The organism is Mesorhizobium sp. YR577 (assembly GCF_900116595.1).
Lineage (GTDB): Bacteria > Pseudomonadota > Alphaproteobacteria > Rhizobiales > Rhizobiaceae > Mesorhizobium_M.
This window is the reverse complement of the sequence record NZ_FPBI01000046.1, coordinates 1-23,502: the sequence shown is the minus strand read 5'-3', so window position 1 is coordinate 23,502 and position 23,502 is coordinate 1. Positions and strand designations below refer to the sequence as shown.

Below are 23,502 nucleotides of genomic sequence, written 5' to 3'. Positions count from 1 at the left end.
AACGGATGAAGACCAGCGCACCGCTGGCCGCCTTCGATCAGGCGACGCTCTATGGCGGCGGCTCTGCTGGATATACCGACTATCCCGCCATCGCAACGGTTTCCCAGTCGTAGGCGTTGGCGGAGATTGGAGAACGGACCATCATGAAGGCCTTCATCCTGGATCGATACAAGAAGGAGAGCGCGTTGCGTTTTGGCGACATGCCGGAGCCGGTGCTGGGACAAGACGATGTTCTGGTCGAGGTCCATTCGGCCGGGCTCAATCTTCTGGACTCCAAGATCCGCGATGGCGAGTTCAAGCTCGTCCTCCCATATCGACTGCCTCTCGTTCTCGGACACGACGTAGCCGGGGTTGTGGTTCGAGTCGGCGCGAATGTCAGACGCTTCATGCCGGGTGACGAAATATATGCCCGGCCGCGCGACGGCCGGGTCGGGACGTTCGCGGACTTCATTGCCATCAACGAAGCGGACGTGGCGCTGAAGCCCAAGAACCTCACCATGGAGGAAGCGGCTTCCATCCCGCTGGTCGGCCTGACGGCATGGCAGGTGCTGGTCGAGCGAGCCAAATTGAAGAAGGGGCAGAAAGTTCTGATCCATGCCGGCTCGGGCGGCGTGGGAACATTCGCCATACAGCTGGCAAGGCATCTCGGTGCGACCGTCGCGACGACCACGAGTGCGGTGAATGCCGAGCTGGTCAAAAACCTCGGAGCCGATGTCATCATCGACTACAAGACGCAGGATTTCGAAAAAATCCTGTCTGGCTATGATGTGGTGCTGAACAGCTTGGCCGGCGACACGCTTCAAAAGTCCCTGAATGTGCTGAAGTCTGGCGGCAAGCTGATTTCGATTTCCGGTCCGCCGGGTCCCGATTTTGCCAAAGCACAAGGCCTGAATTGGTTCCTGAAGCAGGCCATACGCCTTCTGAGCTTCGGCATCCGGAGGAAGGCCGGAGCCCGGCGGATCAGCTATTCGTTCCTGTTCATGCGCGCGGACGGCGAGCAGTTGAGCAAGATAACGTCGTTGATCGAAGCCGGGATCATTCGTCCCGTCATGGATCTCACTTTCCCCTTCGAAGCGACCAACGAAGCTCTGGCTTACATCGAAACAGGACGGTCAAAAGGCAAGGTCATCGTCAAGCTGAGGTAACAGCGTCATGAACATACCCAATAGTCTGCAAGCGGGATCGATAGAAAAGTGGAAAGACGCACCTACCAGGAGCTTCAATACAGGAGCCCGTTTCTGAGCTCTCGGCAGGATTCTCCTGGACGACAGGAGAACAGCATAAGGCGTACGCACTTAGTCAATAGAAGATGCAGTCAAAGATGGCCCCTACAGCTCTGCGATGTGAGGATCTAGGAGCGGCGGCGCTTGCGGTTGCGCCACCGGCGGTTAACCGTCAGGTGGCCACCTTGGAAGAAAGGATGGGCGCGTCTGTCCGACCGAGGACGAGGGCACGGCTGCTTGCCTGCGAAGACAGGTGTTGGGTGGCGCAACTCATGCCCTCTGTGTGGAAACCAACTCCCCGGGATACTGACGGCGCGAACTCCCCTTCCCTTTCCGGCAATACCGCGGTGCTTGTACCCGCCTATTTCGTGGTGTAGCCGCCGTTGACAAGAATGGTCTGCCCGGTCATCCACCAGCCATCCGAGACGAGAAAGCGGATGTAGGGGACTATGTCCTCTATGTCGGTTAGGCCGGTCTTGGAGAATTTCGATAATGCAGCTGCCGTCTTGTGATAGGCGACCGCGTCATCACCTTCGGCCGGATAGAAGAATGGCGTATCCATAGGGCCGGGACCGATCGCAGTTACGGAGATGCCGCGTTCGCCGAATTCCTTCGAAGCTGCTCGCGTAAAATGCTCGACAGGTGCCTTGGTGCCGGCATAAGAGGAATAGAACGGCGTGTAAGCACCTAACAGCGACGTCACCAGTGTACAGATCCTGCCGTTGTCTTTGACATGCCTTCCTGCTTCCTTGAGGAAGAAGAACGCCGACTTGGCGTTGACAGCACTCATCTGGTCATATTCGTTCTCCGAAATCTCCAGGATCGGTTTTTTGAGCACTTTGCCGACCGTGTTGATGGCAATATCCGGTCTGCCGAAAGTGGCGGTCGCATCTGCAAAGAACTTCTCGACAGCACTGGCCGTGGTAAGATCGGCCCGGAAGGCCGAGGCCTCGGCGCCGGCAGCCTTTACGGCAGCAACGGTCGCATCTGCATCCGGTTTTGCGGCGGCGCTGTTGTAGTGGATCGCGATTGCCTTCGCGCCGTGCTTGGCGAAATCGCGAGCGATCAGCCCGCCCAGGTTTTTCGCGCCGCCGGCGATGATGACGATTTTACCCTTGATGCTGTGGTCGGTCATAGCGTCAGCCTCTTTTCAAACAATGCAGCCACGCTGCGCAGCCGCTTCCGAGGTCGCACAGTATTGCTTATGATTGTCTGATAAAGACTATCATTCTGACATAACTTGTCGCCAATTCTGTACAATGAGGGCCGCGTGGATCGCATCGACCTGTTCCGAATCTTCGTCCGCGTAGTCGAGTGCGCGAGCTTCACGCGAGCCGCGGACACACTTGGAATACCGCGTTCCTCGGTATCGGCAGCAGTGCAGGAGTTAGAGGGACGGGTCGGGGCAAGACTTCTGCATCGGACCACGCGGGTGGTCGCGCCGACCCGAGATGGCTCGGCCTTCTATGAACGTTGTCTGCAGCTTATTGACGATGTGGAGGAGGCCGAAAACATCTTCCGACAGTCGGCCATACCTTCGGGAAGGCTGCGGATTGACGTTCCTGGCCGCATCGGACGCCTGATCATTGCTCCTGCTTTGCCGGCATTCCTCGATTGTTTTCCCGAAGTTGACATCGATCTCGGCGTGACCGACCGAGCGGTGAACCTTGTCGAGGAAAATGTCGACTGTGTCCTGCGTGTCGGACCTTTGGCTGACTCTGGTCTGATCGCGCGGTCGATCGGTGAGCTTCAAATCATCAATGTAGCAAGCCCTGTCTATCTGGAGCGTCATGGCGTACCCAAGACGCCCGACGACCTGCGAGACCATCTGGCTGTCAATTATGCCTCGCCATCGAGCGGTCGCGTCGAAGCTTGGGAATGGATGGAGGCTGGCTCGCTTCGGGTTCTTCAAATGCGCAGCCGTGTGACTGCCAACAGTGCGGAAGCCTATATCGCTTGCTGTCTGGCCGGCATCGGCCTGATCCAGATTCCTGCCTACGATGTCAGGCGCCACATCGAAGCCGGTGAACTGGTGGAGGTGATGGGCTCGCATCGCGCTCGTTCCATGCCCATGACACTGCTCTATCCGCACCGCCAGCACCTCTCGCGCCGCATCAACGTCTTCGCCGATTGGCTGGAGGACTTGCTGAAGCGAAAGTTGCTCTGATCGCGAGAAACGGATGCCGCCGCTCGCACCAGAACGACTACAATAAAGTCGTTTTATCGCTCATTCCCGAAATATTTCGTTCTCAACCCTTCGAGGTCGCCGGCTTCCTGCAGAGCAAGAATTTCAAGCGTAATCCGGTGGCTCAGATTGTCGCCGTGGCGGAAGCCGAAGCCGTATTTGTCCGGGTGGAAGATCGATCCGACGACAGAAAGCGGCGGCGTTGGATTGGTGTGGGCGTAATATTCCAACACCGGCGCGTCGCCGACGATGGCGTCGACCCGGCCGGAAACGAGGCCGGCGATGGCGCTGCCGATGTCGCCATAGGACCTCCTTGCAAGCCGCAATTCGTTAGAATAGCTCTCCGCCACGCTGCCGCCAAGCACGCCGACGCTTCTGCCTGGAAGGTCTGCGAGCGAGTTGATCTGGTGGGTCAGGGTCAAGGCTGTCATGACGCTGGTGACCGAAGACGTGACATAGGCAATTACGGCCACACCACACACCATCCAGATGCCGCCGGAAATCCTTCCTAACCAGCCAAGCGCATTCGCGCGCGTGACCTTGCCCGAGGTAGCAACCGACATGACCTCGTAGAAGCTCTCGGACAAGCCCTCGTGCCAGCTTCGCGGAAAGCTGCTGTCGAAGCGGCGGTAAAACAGGGCAAGCACAAGCGTCGCAATCAGCACGATGAAGGCGAGCCATGCCATGGCGCGGAGATGCCCCGCACGCTCCAGGCCGCCAATTACCTGCCAGAAGGTTGCATTCTCGCTTTCCGCCACCACGATGCGCAAGCCGGCGTCATACCAGGGCTGCGAGAAGGAAATGCGCTCGACGCGACCCTTGGTGATCGTCAGGTTGGAGACGGCTGCCGTGACTTCGCCGCGCTCGGTCGCTGCGATCAATGCCTCGAATGTCGGATATTCCCGGTAGGAATAATCGAGATCGAGTGGCTTGGCGGTTGCCTCCCACAGTTCAATCGCCATGCCGGAGTAGTGTGCGCCGTCCTTCATGACGAAGGGCGGGCTTACATAAACGCCTACGATCAATGACTGAGAAGGAGGGGTTTTATTCTGCGCCTGTGATGATTGGATGGAAAATGCAGTTCCAATCAGCACGCAAAATAGGAGGCATATACGGAAATTCAGTCTCATTAGTTCGTTTCTGACGCGGGGTCCGTCTCGATTCCCTTTCCGGAATTGTTGTTTCTGATCTTGTCGAACATGGCAAAACCCGTGAAAAGACCGCAGGCGAGCGTGGCGAAGATCGGCAGCCCATGCGGTGTAATTTCCATAGCCATCCCACCGATCAGGGGACCTGCGAGCGCCCCCAGGCCCCAGGCAATAGACAAGAGGGCATAGACGCTGACCAGTTCACCGCCCTTGTAGCGATCGCCGAGAATAGCGATGGTGGTTGTGTAGATGCCGACGAACGCCCCGCCCCAGATGAACAAAAGCGGATAGGCCAGCCAGGCATGCGCGAGGGCGGCGGGCCAGACGAGCGCGCCAGTAGCCGAGATTGCTGCGAGAATGATGACGAGCAGACGGCGGTTCATCCTGTCGCCGACCCAGCCGATCGAGAGTTGGAGCAGGATCGATCCGATGAGCAGGACCGTCAGCAGTAAGGTGGCGGACTGCTCTGGCCAGCCGAGCTGGATCGCATAGAGCGGAAGCAAGCTGAGCCCCGCCGATTCCAGAGCTGCATTGAGCGCCGCGGCAGCGACCGCCACCGGAACGAGCCGCAGGAAACGGAATGGACTTTCGTCCGCTTCGCGTTCGGGCCTTACTTCGCGAGGCTGGCTGAACTGAAGAAAAAGGCAGGCAAGGATCGCGAGTACGGCTCCGATGACGAAAGCAAGAGCTTTTTCGCGCCCGACAAGCGTGAGGATCGCTGGGCCGAGTGCGGTGCCCGCCGACAGGGCGGTTACGTAGATCGCGATCGTCTTGCCGCGCTTTGCCTCGCTGGTGATCTGGTTGAGCCACGCCTCGGAGACCACGAACAACGTCTCCGAGGCAGCACCCAACGCAGCTCGCAAGGGAAACCACAACCAGAAGAAGGGAGCGGCCGGGAAAACAGCAAACAACGCGCCGGCCATAAGCAGCGCACCCTTGGCGAGCTTGCCGAATCCGAGACGCCTGGAAAGGCCGGGAAGCGCAGGCGCAACAAGCAGGACGCCGATTGCATACATCGCGCTGTTTGCGCCGATCAACGTCTCCGAATAGCCGGCATCCGAAAGTTCCAGCGAGATCAGCGGCGCACTGAGGCCGTATGTCAGCCCGAATGTAGCAGCGGTCAGAATCACGACCGCTGTCGTTCTTGCCGACCCGGTCACGCTGCGCCCCTCTTGCCGCCGGCTTGCTCATCCTTGTGGATGAGTTCCCGCCTCGCACGGAAGGCTTCACCGATCCGCCTTCTCCAGCGGCGCTCGCTGTGCTCGATTACCTGCTCAAGCAGGCGCGTGTAGTCGAGCACGAGGCCTGGAGTCCAGGTCATGGCTTCCGCTCGGCCCCGCACGATCCGCATCAGCCAAAAATGCGGATCGCTGATGGTCCGGAAAAGATCGCGCCAAGGCCGGCCGGTATGGGCTGCACCCTCTGTGGCCGCGTCCAGCGCCTGGATGACTGTGGTCGAGCAATTGCGCGCGGTGAGATTATAGGTCGTGTCTTTCGAATAGGCTTCCCAGAAGCTTTTAAGCGCCTGCGGATTGAAGCGGCGGAAGGTGATTTTCTGGTCTGGCATGCACCAGGCGGCGGCTTCGATCGGCAACGATTCGTTGAAGCGCCCCGGCACGTCGTTCTCATGGCCCGCCGATAAAAGCGCACGAAAATCGTCCGGGCTGTGATCGATGTCGTTCGCCGGATAATGGCTGACATAGAACTCGGGCGGCATTTCCAGCGCGCTATGCCCGGTCGAGATCGCGCCCTTTTTGTCGACGGCGGCGACATAGCGGTCGATCAGCAGGCGACGCTCCGGGTCCTTCGCGGAGCCGATGGCGGTCCAGACATAGACGTTGAGAGCATTATCATCCTCGTTGGCAGGGGAAGCATCGCTCAAAATCGGATGGACCTTGCCGCCTTGCCAATTGCGGGCGGCGTAAAGGGGAAGCGAGGTCACGGATGCATCGTCTGGCAGTTGCCGAAGCGGCAGGGCCATGCGCAACAGCGCGTAGCCGGAGGTCAGCAGCAGCAACGCGAAGCAGAAGGGCACCGTCAGTCGATGCGGCACGGGCCATGCGGACAGGATCATGACAGCCAGGCACATTTCGATCAGCCCAGCGACTATACCCACACGCCAGCGGGGACTACGCACGAGGAAGGCCGTGGCAATCCGGAACAGTCCGTCGATGAGGAACGCCGTGCCGAATACCATGGCCGCGCCAATATTGTTGTCCCACGGGACATTGAAGACGAGAAAGGCCGCGAACAGAAAAGCACCGCCCCGCAACGCGTCAATCCAATGATCGCGCAATCCGATCGACGTGGCAGCTGCGATTTCCACCAGCCCTTCGATCACCAGGAAGATGGCGAGCGTGTCGAGCACGAAGGAGAGCGCGCCGTCACTGAGATCGAACAGGATGGCGATGCCGAGCAGCATCCAGACGACACCCGCGATCGCGAGAAGCCGCCACATCGGCTTGAGCGCGCGCGCTCCGAGGAGCAGGAAAAGCAATCTGATCATGATGAGTCACCTGTCAGGATTGGGTGTAGCCGCGAGCTCTCATGCAGTCCTTGACGAGGTCGGCTTGTTCCATACCCTTGACAATACCGTCCCCGATGCCGTCGCCTATCGCATCTGTCATCGTCTTCGGATGGCTATTCGTTCCGATCGTCGCTGTCGATGTTTCCGCCTGATATTTGCATTCGGCGTAATCCTGCTGGGCAGCGCTGCGCGGCGTCTCGTCTTTCACCCAGTTGCTGCCGTCTGAAGTGCTGCATCCGGCAGCGAAAGAAAGGCACCCTGTCAAAATCGCAGTGAGAATTACCTTGTTCATGAAATACTCCTTCATCAAAAAGGAAAAGCAGCAACGGTCGAGGGATGGCATTGCAAAACGATGAGATTTCTCAATCGAGACGGTGGTCAGTTCGCTGCTGGAATCGGGCATGACATATCGCCCTCTTCGCATTTGAGATAATTCTTGAAATCTTCGATGCGGCTCTGAGTCAGACCTGTCTGGCAGATGGGATAGGTCGTGCCGACAATGCTGCCACCGCCTGAGGTTTGCAGATCGCATTCCGCATTGCGATAGGAAACCCAGGCGCGCTGTGCAGCTACAAGGTTCTTTTGGGTGTCAGGATCGTCCTTCAGACGCCCCTCAATCTCTTTATAAAGCTTGTTCAATTCAGCATCGGCCTTCTTGAACACCTTGCCGTAGCATTCGTTGAGCCCGGCCTGTCCGCCTCCGACATTGTCACACTCGTCAGCGATTACACCTGACAAAGGAGCCGTCGCTGCTGTACCGAGAACGGCAGCAAAAAATACATTTTTCAACTTCATTATCGATATCCTTCGCAGGCGGTTTAAAAACGCACACCGAGCTTGGCGTTGAAGCCATGCTCCTGAGAGTCCGAGGCAAGCTGGCCCTTATAGTCAAGCCCGATGGTTGCCTTGTCGGTGAGGTTCACATCGAGGCCGGCTTCTATGACGGCGGCGTTCCTTGCGATCGGTGCACCCTCCACGGCGAAGGACGAGCCGCCTGTGAAGGCGAGTGCGGTTTCGGGGACCACGTCGCCGAACGCATGCCGCCAGCCGATACCGCCACGAGCGGTTGTGCTGACGGAACCAAGCGTCAAGGCGGTCGAGGCGCGCAGCCCTATCGTGGTGAACGTCGTGTCGCTCGGCCGGTCCTTTCCGGAAAGTGCTGCCGCACCGCCATCTTCCGAGAAGCCATCTGCGCTGAAGTTCATATAGGCCAGGTTCGCATAGGGCTCGAAGGATACGGAGGCTTTATCGATCCGGTATCCGAGTTCGCCGAAGGCCTGGAACGTGCCGGCATCGTAATCGGCCGAGAGGTTGTCGGAGAAGCCCGCAAACGCCACCGACCTGCCGGTCTCGATGCGGTGCCACGTATAGGCAAGGCCGGAACGGAAGCCGAGAGGGCCACGCTGCGTGCCGGCATAGAGCCCGAGGTGATAATTGCTGCTCGAGCCGGAGGAGGCGCGATCATCGACATGGATGGAGGTGTGGCTGTAACCGGCAAGAAGCCCGAGCCGCCAGCTCTCGCCGATGGCGGCGTCGCCGCCGGCCAGAAAGCCTCCCGTCGAGCGGTCGAGGCGAGCAGCGTTGCCGTCTCCGTCCAAATGTCCCCAGGCACCGAACGCGCCACCCCAGACCACAAACTTGTCACTGGACGCGGGAGCCAGTTCCGGGCCTTCCGGTCCATATGCCATGACCGGCACAGTCGAAGCGCCGACGCCTGCGAACGCTGCGCGAATGCGATCGCCGGCGGCGTCACGGACGAAATGGCTGTCTTCGACAAAGGCGCTGTGAACGGAAGCATGGATCTCGCCCGAAAGCAGATCGAATGCGTTGCGCGATTCCTGTCCCGTCAGGAAGAGGATGTTGTCGTGGATCGTGTTGCCGGAACCAAGGGCTTCCGCAGCCGCGCCCACGGATCGCTGATTGAAGGTATTGCCGACATCGGCATAGGTGACAGAATTGCGATCTACGTCGAGATAGACGTTGGCCGGGTCATAAGCGAGTTCGAAATCGACGAAAGGCGAGTCTGTAAAGAGGCCTCCTGTCAGCCCACCGTAGGCCCCGATCAAGCCGCCAGCGGCGGTCAGAAGCGTGTAGCGGGTATCGACTGAGAAATGCCCGGCACCTTCACGCACCAGGTTGACGCTCGCTCCCTTGTCGATGGCGGCACTGCCGGTGACGTCGATGAGATCTGAAGCCTTGCTCGGTGCGATGCCCGCCAAATAGGTCGACCCGGCCTGCTGCACGAAGTCACCGTTGATGGTAAGCACCGCAATCGCCTTGGTCGGATCGAGCATGCTTCCCGGAGCCACCGCGCCGCCTAAGCCGGCCGTAACGGAACCGACCGCACCGATGCCCGCGAGTGTACCCGCGCTTGAGACGTTCGCTTCTGAGACGATACTGCCATCGACCGCCAGCGTCCCGCCAAGCACACTGGTTGGCCCGGTGTAAGTATTGGCACCTGTAAGCACAAGCGTGCCATCACCTCTCTTTTTCAAGTCGCCTACACCGGAAATGGAGTTCGACCAGATCGAGGAGTAGCCTTTGGTGTTGACATCGAATACTCCAGAGTAGCGGAACTCGCCGGGACCTTCGATCGCGGCACCGAGATTGAGCAAGCCCTGGCCGAAAAGCAGTTCGTCTGCGTAGCCTTCGGTGGTGGTCGTAGTCAGGAGGGTCTCAATGGTCTGGCGCGCGTTCATGTAAGGGAATGCTGAACGAACCACTGCGGCCGCGCCCGCTACATGGGGCGTGGCCATGGAAGTACCATTGTCGTACTTATATGGATTGTTCTTGTTCGCCCGATCCCCTTGTGGCCAAGTAGAATAAATGCCGTTCTCATCAATCGGTTTATCGGGATCGGCATTAATATCGCCACCCGGAGCCGCGAGGCACCACTCTGCTGTGGCTCCGCATGCATTGCTATAGCTGGCAATCTTGCCATCCTTGCCGACAGCAACGACTGTTATCAGTGAGCCTGCCAGATCCGAGAAGTCGAGCTTCGAGACATCAGACCCGCTCACTATCTTGTATGTATTTGGGTTGTTGAGATCGAAATCTTTGTTTGTTTTATCGTCTGTGTCGATGAACTTATATAAAGTTCCATCTTTCGTATTTTCTGGCGTAATCAACGGCAACATGCCGATACCACTGGGAATCCCCGAAGCAGCACCGGGTTGATCGTCAGTACTGGCATCATTGCCGGCGGCGAAGACGAGCACGATGTCCGCCTTAGCCGCCTTCTTCAGCGTGTTGTAGGTTTGGACGAGATTGCTCGGATAATCATAGATCGCCTGATAGTCGAGAATCTCATAGTTTTTATTATCGATGGCATATCCCTTGCCATCGAGTTTCACATTGCCGTTCTCGTCCTTGAGATACCGCCCCAGCAACAGGCCTGGCCCGTAGCTCCCATTGAGCACGCCAGCTCCGGCACCGATAGCGTACTCGATCGCTTCATTGGTCGGATCCTTCTCGGGATCATCCGGTTCGCCGATCGCCACTGCACGAAGGGGCAGGATCGTCGATTTATAGGCGACGCCCTGCATGCCCGTTCCGTCCCGGGCCGCTCCGATTATCCCTGCTACGTGGGTCCCGTGCCCCTCTGGCGCGCCATCGTTGTCGACAGAATGACTGACGTCATCAAAAGGTTGGTCCTTACCGAAGTTGCGCAGCGCCTCGGAAATGCGCTCCACGAATTCGGGATGATTGATATCCAGTCCTGTATCCACGATCGCAACGACGACACCCTTGCCGGTATAGCCTTTAAGGTAGGCAGGTAGCGCGTTGATCATTTCCACGCCCCAGTTTGTGGAATATTCTGCGTCGGCCGCCGGAGCCGGTGACGTGACAGGTTCTTGAGCGAATGAGAGATGCGGCACAAACAGCGCTGTGATTGCCGGAAGAAATTCGATTGTCTTGAAATGCGCTCGCATGCTTATTCCCTTAGTTCAAAACTGCCTTCTTCTCATTTAACTCAGCGAATGCCGTGAGCACGTCGCAGTGCGCTGGGCGTGATGGATTTATGCTGTCTCATCGCTGCGGTCATATGACTGTGGTTGGAGAAACCAGTGAGCTTCGCCACGATGCTCAGTCGGAAGTCGGTTGAAATTACTAATTGCTCAGCCATCTCCAGCCGCGTCGCGAGGACATATTTGTGAGGAGGCTGCCCAGCCGTTTGCCGAAACGCGCGCAGGAAGTGGCTTGGAGACAGGCCGGCGACTATCGACAGTCGCTCGACGGAAAGTTCGTCGTCGAGGTTGGCTTGTATGTAATCACGAACGTCGCGCCACACTTTGCTGGAAAGTCCGCCGCGGCTTAGATGAGATGGTCCCTCCGCCAGCGTGGAATAGTTGCGCAGAAGGTACATCGAAAAGACTGTGATCAGAGAGTCCAGGTAGAGGGCATTGGTTGGCTCCCCTTTCTGGAACTCCTCCCTGATCATACTAGCCAGCAAGAGCGCCTTCTCGTCCACGTGACCTTCCCCGGGTGGCCGAAACTCGAAATCCTCTGTCTGAAATTCCAGGCCCGCCAATGTGGAAAGCTTGTCAGGCGCAAAAGCAAGCAGGAGATTCTCCTTTGGTGTCCGCCAACGGGCAAACAATTCTGCATTCGCAGGTACGATCTCAACTGTCCCGACGGGAGCCAAAAAAACCGACTTGCGATCCGAATTGAGAGCCATCTCCCGATTTGGCTGCGGTGTCAGCAGGACCAGAGCCATATGAGACGGAGCGCGGAACCCGATCTCGTTGGGGCCTGTCCGCGTTCGGGTGACTGCTCCGCTTTCTGCCTCGAATTTCGATCCCCAAGCATCTGGGATGCTTTTGAGCAGATCACGCATGGATTCCACACATGCCGGCCGCTCGATGCGACAACCTCATCGTTCCATCGAACATTGGCTCGGGTCCCTCATCAATTCCCTGCCGAAATTCTCAATAACATAGTTCAATAATTGCTATCAAATTTCAAGCAACGTGCCCTATTGCGGCGACAGCTTTGCCTCATATAGGGCGTATTTTATCTGCTTCTTAAATAGGCTTGGCGGCATTCGGGACATTTCTAGCGTCGTTTAGCACGCGGATTTCGTTCCTGAACTATCGAAAAACGATCATTTATCAAAAAGCCGCCACAAAATTCACTCGCGTGCTTTCGGTTGGGTGAAAGCTGACAGTTTCTGCGCTCTTTTTTCGAAGCGGCGTGCCCGCGGGTGTCGTGGAATTTCTCCCTTTGGGACTGCCACCGCGCTGGCCAGCGGCAGATGCGGGCCGCAAGGGGAGAATGCGATGCAGGGGGCGGTCGAGGTCAATCCTATGACTCCACACCAAGCAGTACTCGACCTTCGCCTGTCAGACGATAATTCGGACCTTCCGTAACCAAGCCCTCCTTCACCAGATTCTTCAGACAGATTTCGACCCACGCTTCGAATGTGCGTGGTCGAAGACCGGCCAGCATCTCCAGAACTTCCCGTTCCTGCGGAAATAAATAGGTCACGACTGATCCCGTAGTGACACGCCGGGGCCGGTGGCAACACTGCCGTTGTCGAGGAAGGTGACGCCAGCGGCTTCGAGGGCGGCGCGGATAGCGGTAAAATTGTTGGCGATGGGCGTATGCCTTCCCTTCTCAAAATCGCGGACGGTCGAAAGACTAACACTCGCTGCAGTCGCCAATTGTTCTTGGGACCACTCAATAAGCGCCCTTCCTGCGCGGCACTGTTCTGTCGTGATCATTATTTATCTCCTATTGGTGGTGTCGCACCACCAACTTCAACGATAATAGTTGACCCCCTCTTTGAAGACAATCTAATGCGATATCAACGAGATTCGTTGAATCCAACGACTAACGAGGCACCCCAGCGTGGACACAGACACAACGGTGATTGATCGGCGCCGCGCGGTGCAAGGTAAACCCAGTTCGGCATAATCGTCCGGACGGTCGACCACACGCACCGATCGCGCCAGTTGGCGTATCCAAACCGACGAGGCTCTTATCGCTGCCGGATGAAAGTTTAGTGGCAAGTCACAATTTGCAGCTCAGCGCCGTAGGCTCATCTGACCTACACAGGAGCCCGTCGAGAAAGCCTTATCGGGCGAGAGATAGTCGGAATTCCAGGATTTTGGCATCCTGGGAATTCGGAGCGGCCGATCGAAATTCGCTGGGCTGTAGGCTGTCGTCGCGTGAGAATTGGAGTTTCTGATGTGTCGCGGTCCGCGTCTCGACCTTTTTTCACGGTGCGGGTTCAATTTTTGAAGCCCATGCGTTAAAGAATAATACCTCACCTGATAAATAATCTCTCCGCGTACTTCGTGCGGAGCTGGATACTTTTTGCACCAAGAGAGTGGAGTTTGAAACATTGGAAGATATTATCTATGACGTGATCGGCAAAATAAACTTGAATAATATTTACAATAATCCGGATCCGATAGACTATTTTTCGACTTTGTCTCGCCTAGGCTATCGGATTCCTCAAGAAGCAAAACCTAAGTTTCAACAGTTGATCCAGGCACGGCGCAGCACTGCCGAATCCGAATCGGCCAAGGTGGTCGATCTCGGTTGCTCTTATGGGGTTAACGGCGCGCTTCTCAAGCACGGACTGTCCATGGATGAACTCTACCAGCTCTATCGAGCGGCCGGAGCCGATGATCTTGACGCACTTCTTCAGCGGGACCATCGCCTCTATGCGGAACCGGCGGATGCAACGCTAGAAATGGTCGGCGTCGACCCAGCAAATCGCGCGATATCATATGCCGTCGATGCGGGCTTGCTCGACGCAGGAGTTGCGACCAATCTCGAGAAAAGCGATCCGACACCGGAAGATACGACGGTGATCGAAAACGCCGACCTCATCATTTCGACCGGCTGCATTGGCTACGTTACTGAGACTTCGCTGGAACGGCTACTGGAAACGAGTCTCGACAGTCGTCCGTGGATGGCGCATTTCGTGCTGCGCATGTTCGATTTCGGGGCCTCGGAAGAAATGCTGGGCCAGCACGGCTATGTCACCGAAAAGCTCGAGGGGCTGTTTCGGCAGCGGCGCTTTGCTTCCGCCGAGGAGCGGCAACATGTGCTCGACAATCTCAGCCGGCTGGGGATCGATACCACAAACGCCGAAGAGACCGGTTGGTATCTCGCCGAACTGCACGTCGCACGACCGGAAGAGGTCGCGAAATCGATGCCGCTCGGTGAGCTTCTAAACAGCGGTGCGGGACAGACTTTATGAGCGTTAAGCACTTCAGCAACGACACATGCATAACGGGCCAGATCAGGTCGAGCGCGCATTAAGCGAGCTCCTATCGGCGGAGCCGGCGCGGTGGTTTCCAACCAAGTCTCTATGGGAAGCCATGTTTGGCTCTCCCAGTGATCTCCAGGACGCCGAGCGCGAACAAAGACGCATCACCGTCACGCGCGCCCTTCAAGTGCTGCACCAAAAAGGCTTGGTTGAGCGCCGCTGTGGTTTACTGGTCTGCGGAAACATTCCGGAGTTCGAGAAGGAACTCGACCTCTATCGGCCACGATGGACGGCATGGTGGCGATGGAAAGGACCGTTCTCGCCGAGCTGAATCGGACACGCAACAGCCCATCGCGTCGATGTTGCGCGGCCCTGTTGGCTTTGTGCATCCTTTCTGAGGGCCCCTACAATGGATGTCAGTTCAGATACTTCGCCGCCAGTTCGGTGTAATCAAATCCTCCGGTTCTTCCTCCAAGATGTTTGGCAAGAAAATCTTCGATAAGGCGTGCGCGCCGCAACTTGGTCTGCCAGCGTTCGTAGCCGTGGCCTTCCTTTTCGAAATAGGTAGCCATTACGTCCTTCTCTGCAGCTTTCAGGGCGCGTTCGAACTCCTCCGATTGTTCGAAGCCTACCATTCGGTCGTCCTTGCCAGCGGTGATTAGAATCGCGCCTTGAACGTTTTCTGCATGCATCAAGGGTGAGCGTTGCCGCATTTCTTCAAGGTCGGTCTTATTCTCCGGATCGCCGAAATAGCGTTTCACTTCGTCCAGATGCAGCCCCCACGAGAAGGGGTTGTTCTGCATTTGGTATGCGATGTCGGTCACGCCGTATTCAACGATTGCCGCCTTGAAGAGGCCGGGGTCGCGTGTCATGGCCAAGGCAGCGGAATAGCCACCGTAGCTGCCTCCCATGACAGCCAAGTTGGTCTTGTCTGCGATTCCCTGTGCAACAAGCCAGTTTGCTGCGTCGACGATATCGTCTTGCATGGCCTTGCCGATCTGGCCGTAGCCGGCGGCACGGAAGTTCTTGCCATAACCGGTGGAGCCGCGGAAATTGACCGAAAGCATCGCATAGCCTCGATTGGCCAAAAACTGATAGTCAGGATTGTAGGCCCAAATCTCCTGCTGTGCCGGCCCGCCATGGATGACGACGATCGTCGGCAGGTTTCTCGGTTCAATACCGCGCGGAAGCGTGAGAAACGCGGTGATTTCGAGACCATCCCGCGCCTTGAATGAGACTGGCTTCGTTTCGACCAGAACATTCTTGTGCCGGCGAAAATCGTTCTCGGCGAGCCTGGTGGCTTGGCCCCTTTCCAGGTCGTAGAGAAAATATTCGAAGGACTGCTCCCGCCAGGAGCGGGCGACCGTGACAAAGCGGCCGTCAGGGGATGTTCCAAGAATGTTGAAGTCCACCGGATTATCTCCATCGAGGAGCAATTTAAGAAACGTTTCTCCGGCGCGTGTGAACGATCGATAGTGTGTATAACCGTCCTCGAAAGTCACGAAATCTGGCTCGATGGCGTTATCAGCCAGAGCGAAGACCTTCCGTGCATCGACGTTTGGATGATCTGCAACGACAGTCTCTGCACTTGTTTGAAGGTCGATGGTCACCAGCGCGACACGGTCGCGTCCACGATCCGACAAGACGTAGAGCGGCTTTCCATCCATCGGTGCAAAAAGAAGTGCGAAGGTATCGCGTGCGGCGACATCAGTAAGCGGCCGCCAGGGCACATCCACGCCGTCACGAATGAGGAACCGGGCATCGCCACTGTCCAGCCGATCGACACGAACGCGCGGAACGCCCCGCGGATCGAGCCACCAGTTGAATGTCTTACCCTCGTTCTTCTCGATCAGTTCCTTGCCGCCGCCGTCCTGCCGAACGGAATAGAGGTCGATCAGCGCTGGATCCCGGTCGTTAGAAGCGACGACAATACGATCATCCGGCGCAATGGGCGTAGTGGCGATATTCCAGTTCTGAAAGCCGCGAGGCGTGATGTCAATCCAATTGGCCCGTTCCGGCTTTGCTGGATCGACCTGCCAGAGGCGTTGCTCCACCGTGATGATCAACTCGTTCTTATGAGGATGCCAGCGGAAGGCGTCGAACCCTACTCCAGAAAGGGTCAGGAAAGGCTTCGCATCCGTCGTCCTCTTCACGCGAATGACTGTCTTGGTCCAGTCGACGCCATACCAGGCAATGAGGCTGCCGTCATGGGACGGCGTATAGGCCCATTCGGCACCGGTGTTGGCATAGAAATCACGCACTGGGATGAGTGGCGGCAAGGAGCCGGCTACGAGCGAGGGATGAACCGGAGTACTGCCTCGTGCGATATAGGCATATGCTCCCGCTGCGATGACCGCGATGGCGACAAATCCGACAGCTGCGATTTTGAAGAGAAGCATGGCTACTCGCTAAGGCGTGAAACGTCTTTTATGCCAGCGACAGGCAAGTTGGATAAACCTGGAAGGGGCGCGTTTAGGTGCCCGAATTAATGGTGAAGATCTTGACAGCCTGCTTCGTGCAGTCGTGGTCGAGGCAATCCCATCGATCCAGATCTCGCCGTTGTCGATCATAATGCCTTGGTCATTGGCAAATAGAGCGCCGTAGTTCTGCTTCTCGATTGCCGAGACGATCTTGTTAGAAAAGATATGATCGTAGTGAGACACAAAGTCTTTGCCTGATTTTATCTTCACATTCTTGCCGCCAATGGAAACCGTAATCGGATAGTCGACCATCGCTGAGATCGCGTTCTTGTCACCTGCAGAAACGGCCTTCTTCAGGTTGGTAGAGAACGTATGATAGACATCGTGCTGACCGAATAATTCATCAAGTCGATCATTAACTTCTTTGTCAGGCTGCGCTACGATGGAACAATAAAAGTGACATGGCTGAGAACAGTTACAGAAATCAGCCAAATCAGCGCCTTGTTTTTGGTAATCATGGTTAGATCTCCTTCTACGGTTACCAACGATTGCGAAAATCGTTGATTAATTTAGCAATTTCTAATTTAAAAATATAATCAACTATACCAATCTAAACTTGCCTTATGCTGCACTTCCGTGCAACCTGTGCACAAGCTGAATTTTTGGTTCAGCTTAAAAAATCGGATCATGAAGGACTTTTGCGCGACCGACAGGAGCGGGACGGTCGCCTGCTAGAGCCTTCGGATGGAGGGACAAATGCCGGTTTTGGCGCACTTTTTGGTGCTAGCCGCAATCGTCGTCGTGGTGACCCCGTTCGCTCTTCTTTTGCGGCTTTCGAAACCCGTCGTGTCGGACGTTTTCAGCCTGCAGGCGATCCCGTTCTGGCAGGCGCACAAGCTACTCTTGATCGCCGGGATATTGTTCGGGCCACTATTGGTTATCGGCCATACGTCTGACCGACAATCGGCGGCAACCAGCCGGTCGGAGGATGAATCATGAAGCTCGTAATTTACGCAATCATTACTACTGCTTTGCTGGCGGTCGTTGGTTGCACCGCGGACGACTACGATGGCTGTCACGGAACAGGTTGCCTAGTCGATCGACCCGCAAAAAGGGATCGAACGATCGATAATCGGCCGCAGTTCGACAGGAACGGCAATCCCAACTTCGATACGCGAGGCCGCTACATCGGGTGCCATGGGATAGGGTGTCAAGTCGATGATCCTGACGATGGGGATCAAAGCATCGATGACAGGCCGCAATACGACAAACAAGGCAATCCGAATTTCGATACGCAAGGCAATTACCAAGGATGCCACGGCATCGGCTGCGAGGTCGATACGCCGGACGATGACGATTCCACTTAATCGCCTGGCGATGAAGAAGAGGGGAAGCCAATTATGTCTGAATACAGCGACCTGATGCGGCGATATGCCAAAATCGTTATGGTCGGCCTTGCGGGGCTGGGAATGATGCTGCCCTCTGCTTTCGCCGCTGACAACACTTGTGACGGCGTAAAAGTGGAAATGACAAAGGCGCGCAAGCAGGAATATGCCCCTCTCGTCGTCTCGGTGATGGACAACAAGTTCAAGCCGTCTCAGGCGAAGTTCATCACGATTATGGAGAGCGGGGAATGGAGTGCGGCCTATGTCTCCACGCCCGTGAGCGATGACGGTGTGATGTTCTTCCAGACCGTCAAGGGAAAGAAGCAGTTTCGCGATGTATGGGGCGGCTATGCCGAACCGTCGGAAAAACCTGAACTGGTGTCCTGGGCCAAGAAGCTCGGAGCACCGCAAAATCTAGCAAACTGTTTTGCCGAGACTGTCACGGAATGACGATGATGGATTTCAAAAGACGATCGATGAAAACCGCCATACTGACTGTTGCTGTGGTTCTTGCCATGCCGGCTTTCGCATTCGCTCAGGACAAGTGCTACGACGCCGCTAAGGATCAGCCCGCCCTAAACGCGTGCGCCGATGCTGTGTTCAAGAAATCCGACAAGAAGCTCAATGAACTTTACCAGCAGATCGAAACCGGCCTGAACGACGACACGGATATCAGGAAGCTTCTTGTTCAGGTACAGTGGGATTGGATCAAATTTCGCGACGCAGAGTGCAGTTTCCAGGCTGCCGCATCGGCCGGAGGAAGCGTGATGCCATTGCTCATCGCGCAATGCATGGACGGCCTGACACAATCCCGCGTCAAAAACTTCGAGGGTTACCTAAAATGCGAGGAAGGGGACATGAGCTGCCCCGTTCCGGCCGCTGCCGTTTCAGCGCCCGCCGCTCCAGCCGCGTCCACGCCGGCAACAGCCCAGGGTGACATGGGCTTCGACGTTAACGTCACGCTTTCCAAAAAAGCCGCCACCAAGCTCGCCGTTGAAAAGGAGGGGATCGTTATCTTCGCCGACTATTACGGCGATCCAAAAAAGAGTGCCGAAAAGCACACCAACGAGATCGGCCAAATTAGTCTTGAGCAGCAAGACGAGCGGGAGGGTGGCCACGCCCATATCAACGGCGCAAAGGTCGACATGAAGCGTCTCGATTGGCTCGCCGGCCCTGCAAAGGTCAACGTCAACGTTGCCTCGGCGCGCAAGAGCAGTGCAGATAATATTCTCGGCTGTGATTTTATCGACGGCGGCCCTCTAAGCCATGTCCAAATGCAGCCTGTGACGCCTCATTGCGCATTGATCGAAGAAAACTACGACACGGAGTTGAAGCCGTAAGGCCGCAAAGGAGGGAGCGTATTTTATGCGCCTGCTATTTGCCATTTGTTCCTGCCTGGCCATCATGGCCCTATCCGCGACAGCCGCCGAGCGCCGTTGTGGTTGGTACTCCAACCCAACACCCGGCAACCTTCTCCTGAGCGACAGGGACGGAGATTGGTGGATCCAAATGCAGGGACGACCAGATGCCAAAGGCATTGACAAGGCGCCGGCCTTTGACAACCGACACTTCATCGAGATCAACGTACCTGGGTCGAGCTACGGCTACGGATGCGCGTGCATGACCGTCGTGACCGACGCCAAGCAACAAAGGATCACCAGAGTGACCGCGGGCGACATCCTTCCGCTGGCGCGCTGTCGCAACGACAGATCGCTGCCCAGTCCGAACTGACGGAACTATTTTCCAACTAATACAGGAGGACCAAGTCGAATCTTTGAATTTTAGGCGCGATCGCGCGGAAAGCGCCAACTTGCGAAATCACAAAACTGGAGAGACCAATGAAGAAACCAGCTGTGGCACTCATACTTGCAGGCAGCTTCGCTCTTACTGCCTGTCAGGCATCATCGGACCCGTCCGTTCAGGCCCGTAATGCGGAATTCGGCTGCATGGCCGGCACCGTTGGCGGTGCGATCGTCGGTGGATTGATCGGCAGCACGATCGGTGGCGGGACCGGCCGGCTTCTCGGCACGGCAGTGGGCGTGGGTGGCGGCGGCTATCTTGGCAATCGGCTGGCGTGCGGTTAAGGCCACAAAAAAGAGAAGGGACATCAAGATGAAAACAAAAGTTGTGACAGCCATTTCCGCACTCCTGCTTTGCACTGCCGTAGCGACGGCACAGCAGGCCGCGCCAATGTATGAAGGCCATCGAGACCAACTCGATACCAATGATAATGGTTCGGTGAACCGGACTGAATATCAGACCTTTATGTCCGATGCCTTCAAGAAACTGGACACGGACGGGGACGGCAGTTTGCGCGCCGCCGATGTTGGCCAGATACTGACCCCGGACCAGTTTGCCGCGATGGACCGTGACAGCAACGGCAGCGTGAATCAGCCGGAATTCATGAACCAGGTCATGGCCGACTTTGCCAAAGCTGATAGGAGCGGCGACGGCCAACTCCAGTAGCTTTTTGCGGGGGGGAATGGCACTACGGAGATGTCTCTTCTGATCGGAATAATCATCGGGGTGAGAACTCTTGCTTATCACCACAATCCCGCTCGGCGGATCGACATCCGCCGCACATGTTACTTCGGACGGCGGCCTGTCATGATCGACCAGAGCGGACAGGCGGAGTGAGCCATGTGTTCTGTCGCAGCCTTCTGGAACCGGGCTGCTCGTTTGGACAACATTACACCTGCAGGTGAGCCATGATCCCAAAGACAGAGTGCGCCTCTGGCGCTCGTTCGATGCGCGCAGAGATCGAGGCGGCCGAACGCACCTTTAACACCGACACCAGAGGCCTTGCCCGGCGCCTAGAGATTTCAGTTGGTAGTCTGCACGCCTGGAGTTTAAGAGGCGGACCGGTCTACGCTCGTCTTGCGCTTGCTGCCCTCGTTTTGGGCGTCGATCCAGACAAGGCATTTCATCAGGATTCCAAAGTGTCATCGCCGGTGAGACGCGAACGGTGAGCCGCTGGTCGGATAATCGCGAGGCTGTCTAGATGGATGGCCCCGGTTGTTCATCCCGATGTCTTCGTCCATGTCCGCGTCATCCTGGGCATGGTGCTTGGGATTAGTCTTCAATACTCGTCGCCACCGAGCGGCAAGTGCGGAGGCCAACGGGAAGCACTGACGCCTGGCTGCCGTGTCACCCGCCGCCCAAACTACGCGTGTTTGGAAAGACGAACTCGACGCGGCGGTTCATCTGGCGTCCTTCCGGGTCGTCGCTGCCATCAGCCTTGAGATTGGGCGCTACAGGTTCCTTCTCGCCAAGCCCGCGCGCGGTAAAACGCTCGCGCGGCTGCTCGGCTTTTGCCACGAGCCAATCGATGACAGCCGCTGCACGCTGCTGCGAGAGCGCCTGGTTGTATGTGTCGCTCCCCTTCGCATCGGTGTGGCCCTCGACCACGATGGCCTCGGCTTTGGACGCGGCGATCATCTGCGCCAGTGCGGTAAGGGTCGGCTCCGCCGCGGGCTGAACGTCGAATCGGTCGAACGCGAAGAGGATGTCGCCCTGCATCGCCACCCTAAGGTCGCGCCCGTCTGCGCGCACCGTGAGGGTTGTGTTCTGCCGAGCAAGCACGTCGGCTGCGTCTTTCAGCGCCAGCGCCCCGACCGTCGTCGCCGAGCCAATGCCCGAAATGTCGAGCACTTTGCCATCGATTGCGAGGGCGCGGGCCGAGCCCATGTCGGGCACACCCAGCGTGGCCACCGGATCGATGTCCTGCGCATGCGCGGCAACTGTCAGGGCGGCGGTCCACAAGACACCGATCAGCTGCGTACGCATGTTCGTTCAGCGGTCGGTGATCGGGATTTCGTCCAGCGGCGAGCTGAACGGCAGCACCAGCGAGAATTCCTTCACCTCTGCTGGCGGCGCGGTGAACTTCCCTGCCCACAGGTGACGCTTCCCGGCACCCTGCACGTTGAAATAGGCTCGTTCAGGAATAAGCGGCTTGCCCTCCGCATCCTTCAGAGCAAAATATTTCTTGTCGCCAGCAACCACATATACGGCCTCATACCCCTTTTCGGCATTGGGGTAGAAGGGTATTTCGCCCTTGGAGTCTGGCAATGATACGATCCGCAGCGTGACCGTCAGGATGCCGTCGTTGCGGGTGGCTTTGGTGACTTCCACGCTTGCAGCGGCACTGCCGGCAGCGGCCTCGCCCGTGACGGATGCCTGCTCTTGTGCGAAGCCGAAGGTCGAGGTGAGGATAGTGAGTGCGACTGCCGCGACGAACGCGGCGACCGGTGCGTGGCGCCGAACGAAAACTGTCTGCATGTGAATTGCCGTCTCCCGGTTTTTGGAATGTCCCTCTCAAGCCCTTTAACGGCGTCGTTCTAGCTCAAAAATGCGACCGTTCTCAGGTTCCCTCTCCGGCCCTGTTCCTATAGAACCCGCATAGCCTGCTTGGGTCAAGGTGTCGGGTTCGGCAGCTCCAAATCATGTTCGCCAGATATTTTCCGAATGATTCTTTGAGCGCTGGATATTCAGCGCGTTTAGAGGACGCGACATAGCCTGAGATTACTTTGCCGCTGCAGCTACCGACCAGATGACGCTTGATTAAGCGTTGCAGGAAACTGCAAGAACCAGCTTCGGCAGATAGGTCAACTTTGCTGCCGCAAAGGTAACATTGCGATCAAAAAAGGAAATAGCTAGTATTCTGTCCCGCAAATAGCTTTACATAAGGTCGCAACGGGCAGAAGATTCGTCATCTGCAAGGAGAACGGATATGGCGCGTATCGGTCGACCGCAAGAACGCATCCTTTGTCTGAGTGAAGGCGAACGCGAGGAGTTGGAGCGCATCAGCCGCTCCCATTCAGCTCCTCACAGCGTGGTTCGCCGTGCGCAGATCGTGTTGGCCTCAGCCGATGGCGAAACCAACACCGCGATTGCCCACCGGCTTGGGACGACGAACCCGACGGTCTGCCATTGGCGTAAGCGATGGTTCGAACAGGGGCTCGTCGGACTTTACGGGGAAGCCCGACCTGGACGACCGAGAACTCATGACGAAGAGAGGGTAGCGCAACTGCTGCGCACGGTTCTCGACAGCAAACCCACCGACGCCACCCACTGGACGGTACGCTCTGCGGCGGCGGCCACAGGCCTGTCCAAGACCACTGTTGGACGCATGTTGACATTGTTCGGCGTTCAGCCGCATCGCTCGAAAAATTTCAAGCTCTCGACCGATCCTCTATTTGTTGACAAGGTCAAGGACATCGTCGGGCTCTACCTCAGTCCACCAGATCATGCGGTCGTGCTCTGCGTTGACGAGAAGACACAAATCCAGGCGCTGGAACGCACTCAACCTGTACTGCCGCTCGGTCTTGGGTATCTCGAAGGCATCACACACGATTACGTCCGGCACGGAACGACCACATTATTCGCCGCCCTC

The 23,502-nt window shown here is 57.1% G+C and carries 25 protein-coding genes; 12 read left to right on the top strand and 13 right to left on the bottom strand.

Annotated elements, in window-relative coordinates; translation table 11 throughout:
- Positions 1-143 precede the first annotated feature (143 nt).
- On the top strand, positions 144-1,145 hold the full coding sequence (locus BM413_RS31420) for an NADP-dependent oxidoreductase (protein WP_091918778.1): 1,002 nt from the start codon (positions 144-146) through the stop codon (positions 1,143-1,145).
- A 439-nt stretch (positions 1,146-1,584) separates the two neighbouring features.
- Here BM413_RS31420 and BM413_RS31415 read toward each other — a convergent pair whose 3' ends face one another.
- Positions 1,585-2,358, bottom strand: a complete 774-nt coding sequence (locus BM413_RS31415) for an SDR family oxidoreductase (RefSeq protein WP_091918777.1) — start codon at positions 2,356-2,358, stop codon at positions 1,585-1,587.
- A gap of 135 nt (positions 2,359-2,493) precedes the next feature.
- Between BM413_RS31415 and BM413_RS31410 the strand changes: the two genes are divergently transcribed.
- The gene (locus BM413_RS31410; protein WP_091918776.1) at positions 2,494-3,390 is read left to right on the top strand and encodes a LysR family transcriptional regulator; all 897 of its coding nucleotides are present in this window, start codon (positions 2,494-2,496) and stop codon (positions 3,388-3,390) included.
- Between the two features lie 53 nt (positions 3,391-3,443).
- Here BM413_RS31410 and BM413_RS31405 read toward each other — a convergent pair whose 3' ends face one another.
- The 8 genes from BM413_RS31405 to BM413_RS31370 form a co-directional block, all read right to left on the bottom strand.
- Entirely contained in the window at positions 3,444-4,433 is a 990-nt protein-coding gene (locus BM413_RS31405) for a transporter substrate-binding domain-containing protein (RefSeq protein ID WP_280141877.1), read from the bottom strand.
- Positions 4,434-4,537: 104 nt separating this feature from the next.
- Positions 4,538-5,686, bottom strand: coding sequence for an MFS transporter (locus BM413_RS31400; protein ID WP_244538133.1), 1,149 nt, complete (start codon positions 5,684-5,686; stop codon positions 4,538-4,540).
- A 26-nt stretch (positions 5,687-5,712) separates the two neighbouring features.
- A complete protein-coding gene (locus BM413_RS31395) occupies positions 5,713-7,062 on the bottom strand; it encodes an HdeD family acid-resistance protein (protein ID WP_091918773.1) in 1,350 nt (449 codons plus the stop codon).
- A gap of 13 nt (positions 7,063-7,075) precedes the next feature.
- Complete coding sequence (locus tag BM413_RS31390) at positions 7,076-7,486, bottom strand: hypothetical protein (protein WP_091918772.1); 411 nt, start codon at positions 7,484-7,486, stop codon at positions 7,076-7,078.
- On the bottom strand, positions 7,462-7,878 hold the full coding sequence (locus BM413_RS31385) for a lysozyme inhibitor LprI family protein (protein ID WP_091918771.1): 417 nt from the start codon (positions 7,876-7,878) through the stop codon (positions 7,462-7,464). Before BM413_RS31385 ends, BM413_RS31390 begins: the two co-directional genes overlap by 25 nt.
- A gap of 23 nt (positions 7,879-7,901) precedes the next feature.
- The gene (locus tag BM413_RS31380) at positions 7,902-11,015 is read right to left on the bottom strand and encodes an autotransporter domain-containing protein (protein ID WP_091918770.1); all 3,114 of its coding nucleotides are present in this window, start codon (positions 11,013-11,015) and stop codon (positions 7,902-7,904) included.
- A gap of 41 nt (positions 11,016-11,056) precedes the next feature.
- Positions 11,057-11,920 (bottom strand): helix-turn-helix domain-containing protein, encoded by an 864-nt coding sequence (locus BM413_RS31375; RefSeq protein WP_091918769.1) that lies wholly within the window; start codon positions 11,918-11,920, stop codon positions 11,057-11,059.
- Between the two features lie 646 nt (positions 11,921-12,566).
- Positions 12,567-12,806, bottom strand: a complete 240-nt coding sequence (locus BM413_RS31370) for a helix-turn-helix domain-containing protein (RefSeq protein WP_175544522.1) — start codon at positions 12,804-12,806, stop codon at positions 12,567-12,569.
- Between the two features lie 623 nt (positions 12,807-13,429).
- Here BM413_RS31370 and BM413_RS31360 point away from each other — a divergent pair.
- Entirely contained in the window at positions 13,430-14,296 is an 867-nt protein-coding gene (locus BM413_RS31360; protein WP_139238711.1) for a class I SAM-dependent methyltransferase, read from the top strand.
- 121 nt (positions 14,297-14,417) lie between these two features.
- Positions 14,418-14,636 carry a hypothetical protein gene (locus BM413_RS33340; protein WP_175544521.1) on the top strand — a complete coding sequence of 73 codons (219 nt, stop codon included), beginning with the start codon at positions 14,418-14,420 and terminating at the stop codon, positions 14,634-14,636.
- Between the two features lie 85 nt (positions 14,637-14,721).
- Here BM413_RS33340 and BM413_RS31355 read toward each other — a convergent pair whose 3' ends face one another.
- Both BM413_RS31355 and BM413_RS31350 read right to left on the bottom strand, forming a co-directional pair.
- Positions 14,722-16,704, bottom strand: coding sequence for an alpha/beta hydrolase family protein (locus BM413_RS31355; RefSeq protein WP_091918765.1), 1,983 nt, complete (start codon positions 16,702-16,704; stop codon positions 14,722-14,724).
- A gap of 9 nt (positions 16,705-16,713) precedes the next feature.
- Entirely contained in the window at positions 16,714-17,217 is a 504-nt protein-coding gene (locus tag BM413_RS31350; RefSeq protein ID WP_091918764.1) for a hypothetical protein, read from the bottom strand.
- A 264-nt stretch (positions 17,218-17,481) separates the two neighbouring features.
- Here BM413_RS31350 and BM413_RS31345 point away from each other — a divergent pair, with 264 nt between their 5' ends.
- The 7 genes from BM413_RS31345 to BM413_RS31315 all read left to right on the top strand — a co-directional run bounded on the left by BM413_RS31345 (position 17,482) and on the right by BM413_RS31315 (position 20,576).
- Positions 17,482-17,724 carry a hypothetical protein gene (locus BM413_RS31345; protein WP_091918763.1) on the top strand — a complete coding sequence of 81 codons (243 nt, stop codon included), beginning with the start codon at positions 17,482-17,484 and terminating at the stop codon, positions 17,722-17,724.
- Positions 17,721-18,092 carry a hypothetical protein gene (locus BM413_RS31340; RefSeq protein ID WP_091918762.1) on the top strand — a complete coding sequence of 124 codons (372 nt, stop codon included), beginning with the start codon at positions 17,721-17,723 and terminating at the stop codon, positions 18,090-18,092. Before BM413_RS31345 ends, BM413_RS31340 begins: the two co-directional genes overlap by 4 nt.
- Positions 18,093-18,125: 33 nt before the next feature.
- Entirely contained in the window at positions 18,126-18,560 is a 435-nt protein-coding gene (locus BM413_RS31335) for a hypothetical protein (RefSeq protein WP_091918761.1), read from the top strand.
- 2 nt (positions 18,561-18,562) lie between these two features.
- Positions 18,563-19,450, top strand: a complete 888-nt coding sequence (locus BM413_RS31330) for a lysozyme inhibitor LprI family protein (RefSeq protein ID WP_244538132.1) — start codon at positions 18,563-18,565, stop codon at positions 19,448-19,450.
- Positions 19,451-19,475: 25 nt separating this feature from the next.
- On the top strand, positions 19,476-19,841 hold the full coding sequence (locus BM413_RS31325; RefSeq protein WP_091918760.1) for a DUF4087 domain-containing protein: 366 nt from the start codon (positions 19,476-19,478) through the stop codon (positions 19,839-19,841).
- A 107-nt stretch (positions 19,842-19,948) separates the two neighbouring features.
- The gene (locus BM413_RS31320) at positions 19,949-20,194 is read left to right on the top strand and encodes a glycine zipper 2TM domain-containing protein (protein ID WP_091918759.1); all 246 of its coding nucleotides are present in this window, start codon (positions 19,949-19,951) and stop codon (positions 20,192-20,194) included.
- On the top strand, positions 20,169-20,576 hold the full coding sequence (locus tag BM413_RS31315; protein WP_244538131.1) for an EF-hand domain-containing protein: 408 nt from the start codon (positions 20,169-20,171) through the stop codon (positions 20,574-20,576). Before BM413_RS31320 ends, BM413_RS31315 begins: the two co-directional genes overlap by 26 nt.
- Before the next feature lie 681 nt (positions 20,577-21,257).
- On the opposite strand, the gene BM413_RS31310 is transcribed toward BM413_RS31315, so the two are convergent.
- Positions 21,258-21,896 (bottom strand): OmpA family protein, encoded by a 639-nt coding sequence (locus BM413_RS31310; protein ID WP_091918757.1) that lies wholly within the window; start codon positions 21,894-21,896, stop codon positions 21,258-21,260.
- Between the two features lie 6 nt (positions 21,897-21,902).
- Positions 21,903-22,388, bottom strand: coding sequence for a hypothetical protein (locus tag BM413_RS31305; RefSeq protein WP_091918756.1), 486 nt, complete (start codon positions 22,386-22,388; stop codon positions 21,903-21,905).
- A gap of 451 nt (positions 22,389-22,839) precedes the next feature.
- On the opposite strand from BM413_RS31305, the gene BM413_RS31300 reads away from it, so the two are divergent.
- Positions 22,840-23,502 (top strand): IS630 family transposase (locus tag BM413_RS31300; protein WP_139238710.1); only part of this gene is annotated, 663 nt, incomplete at its 3' end.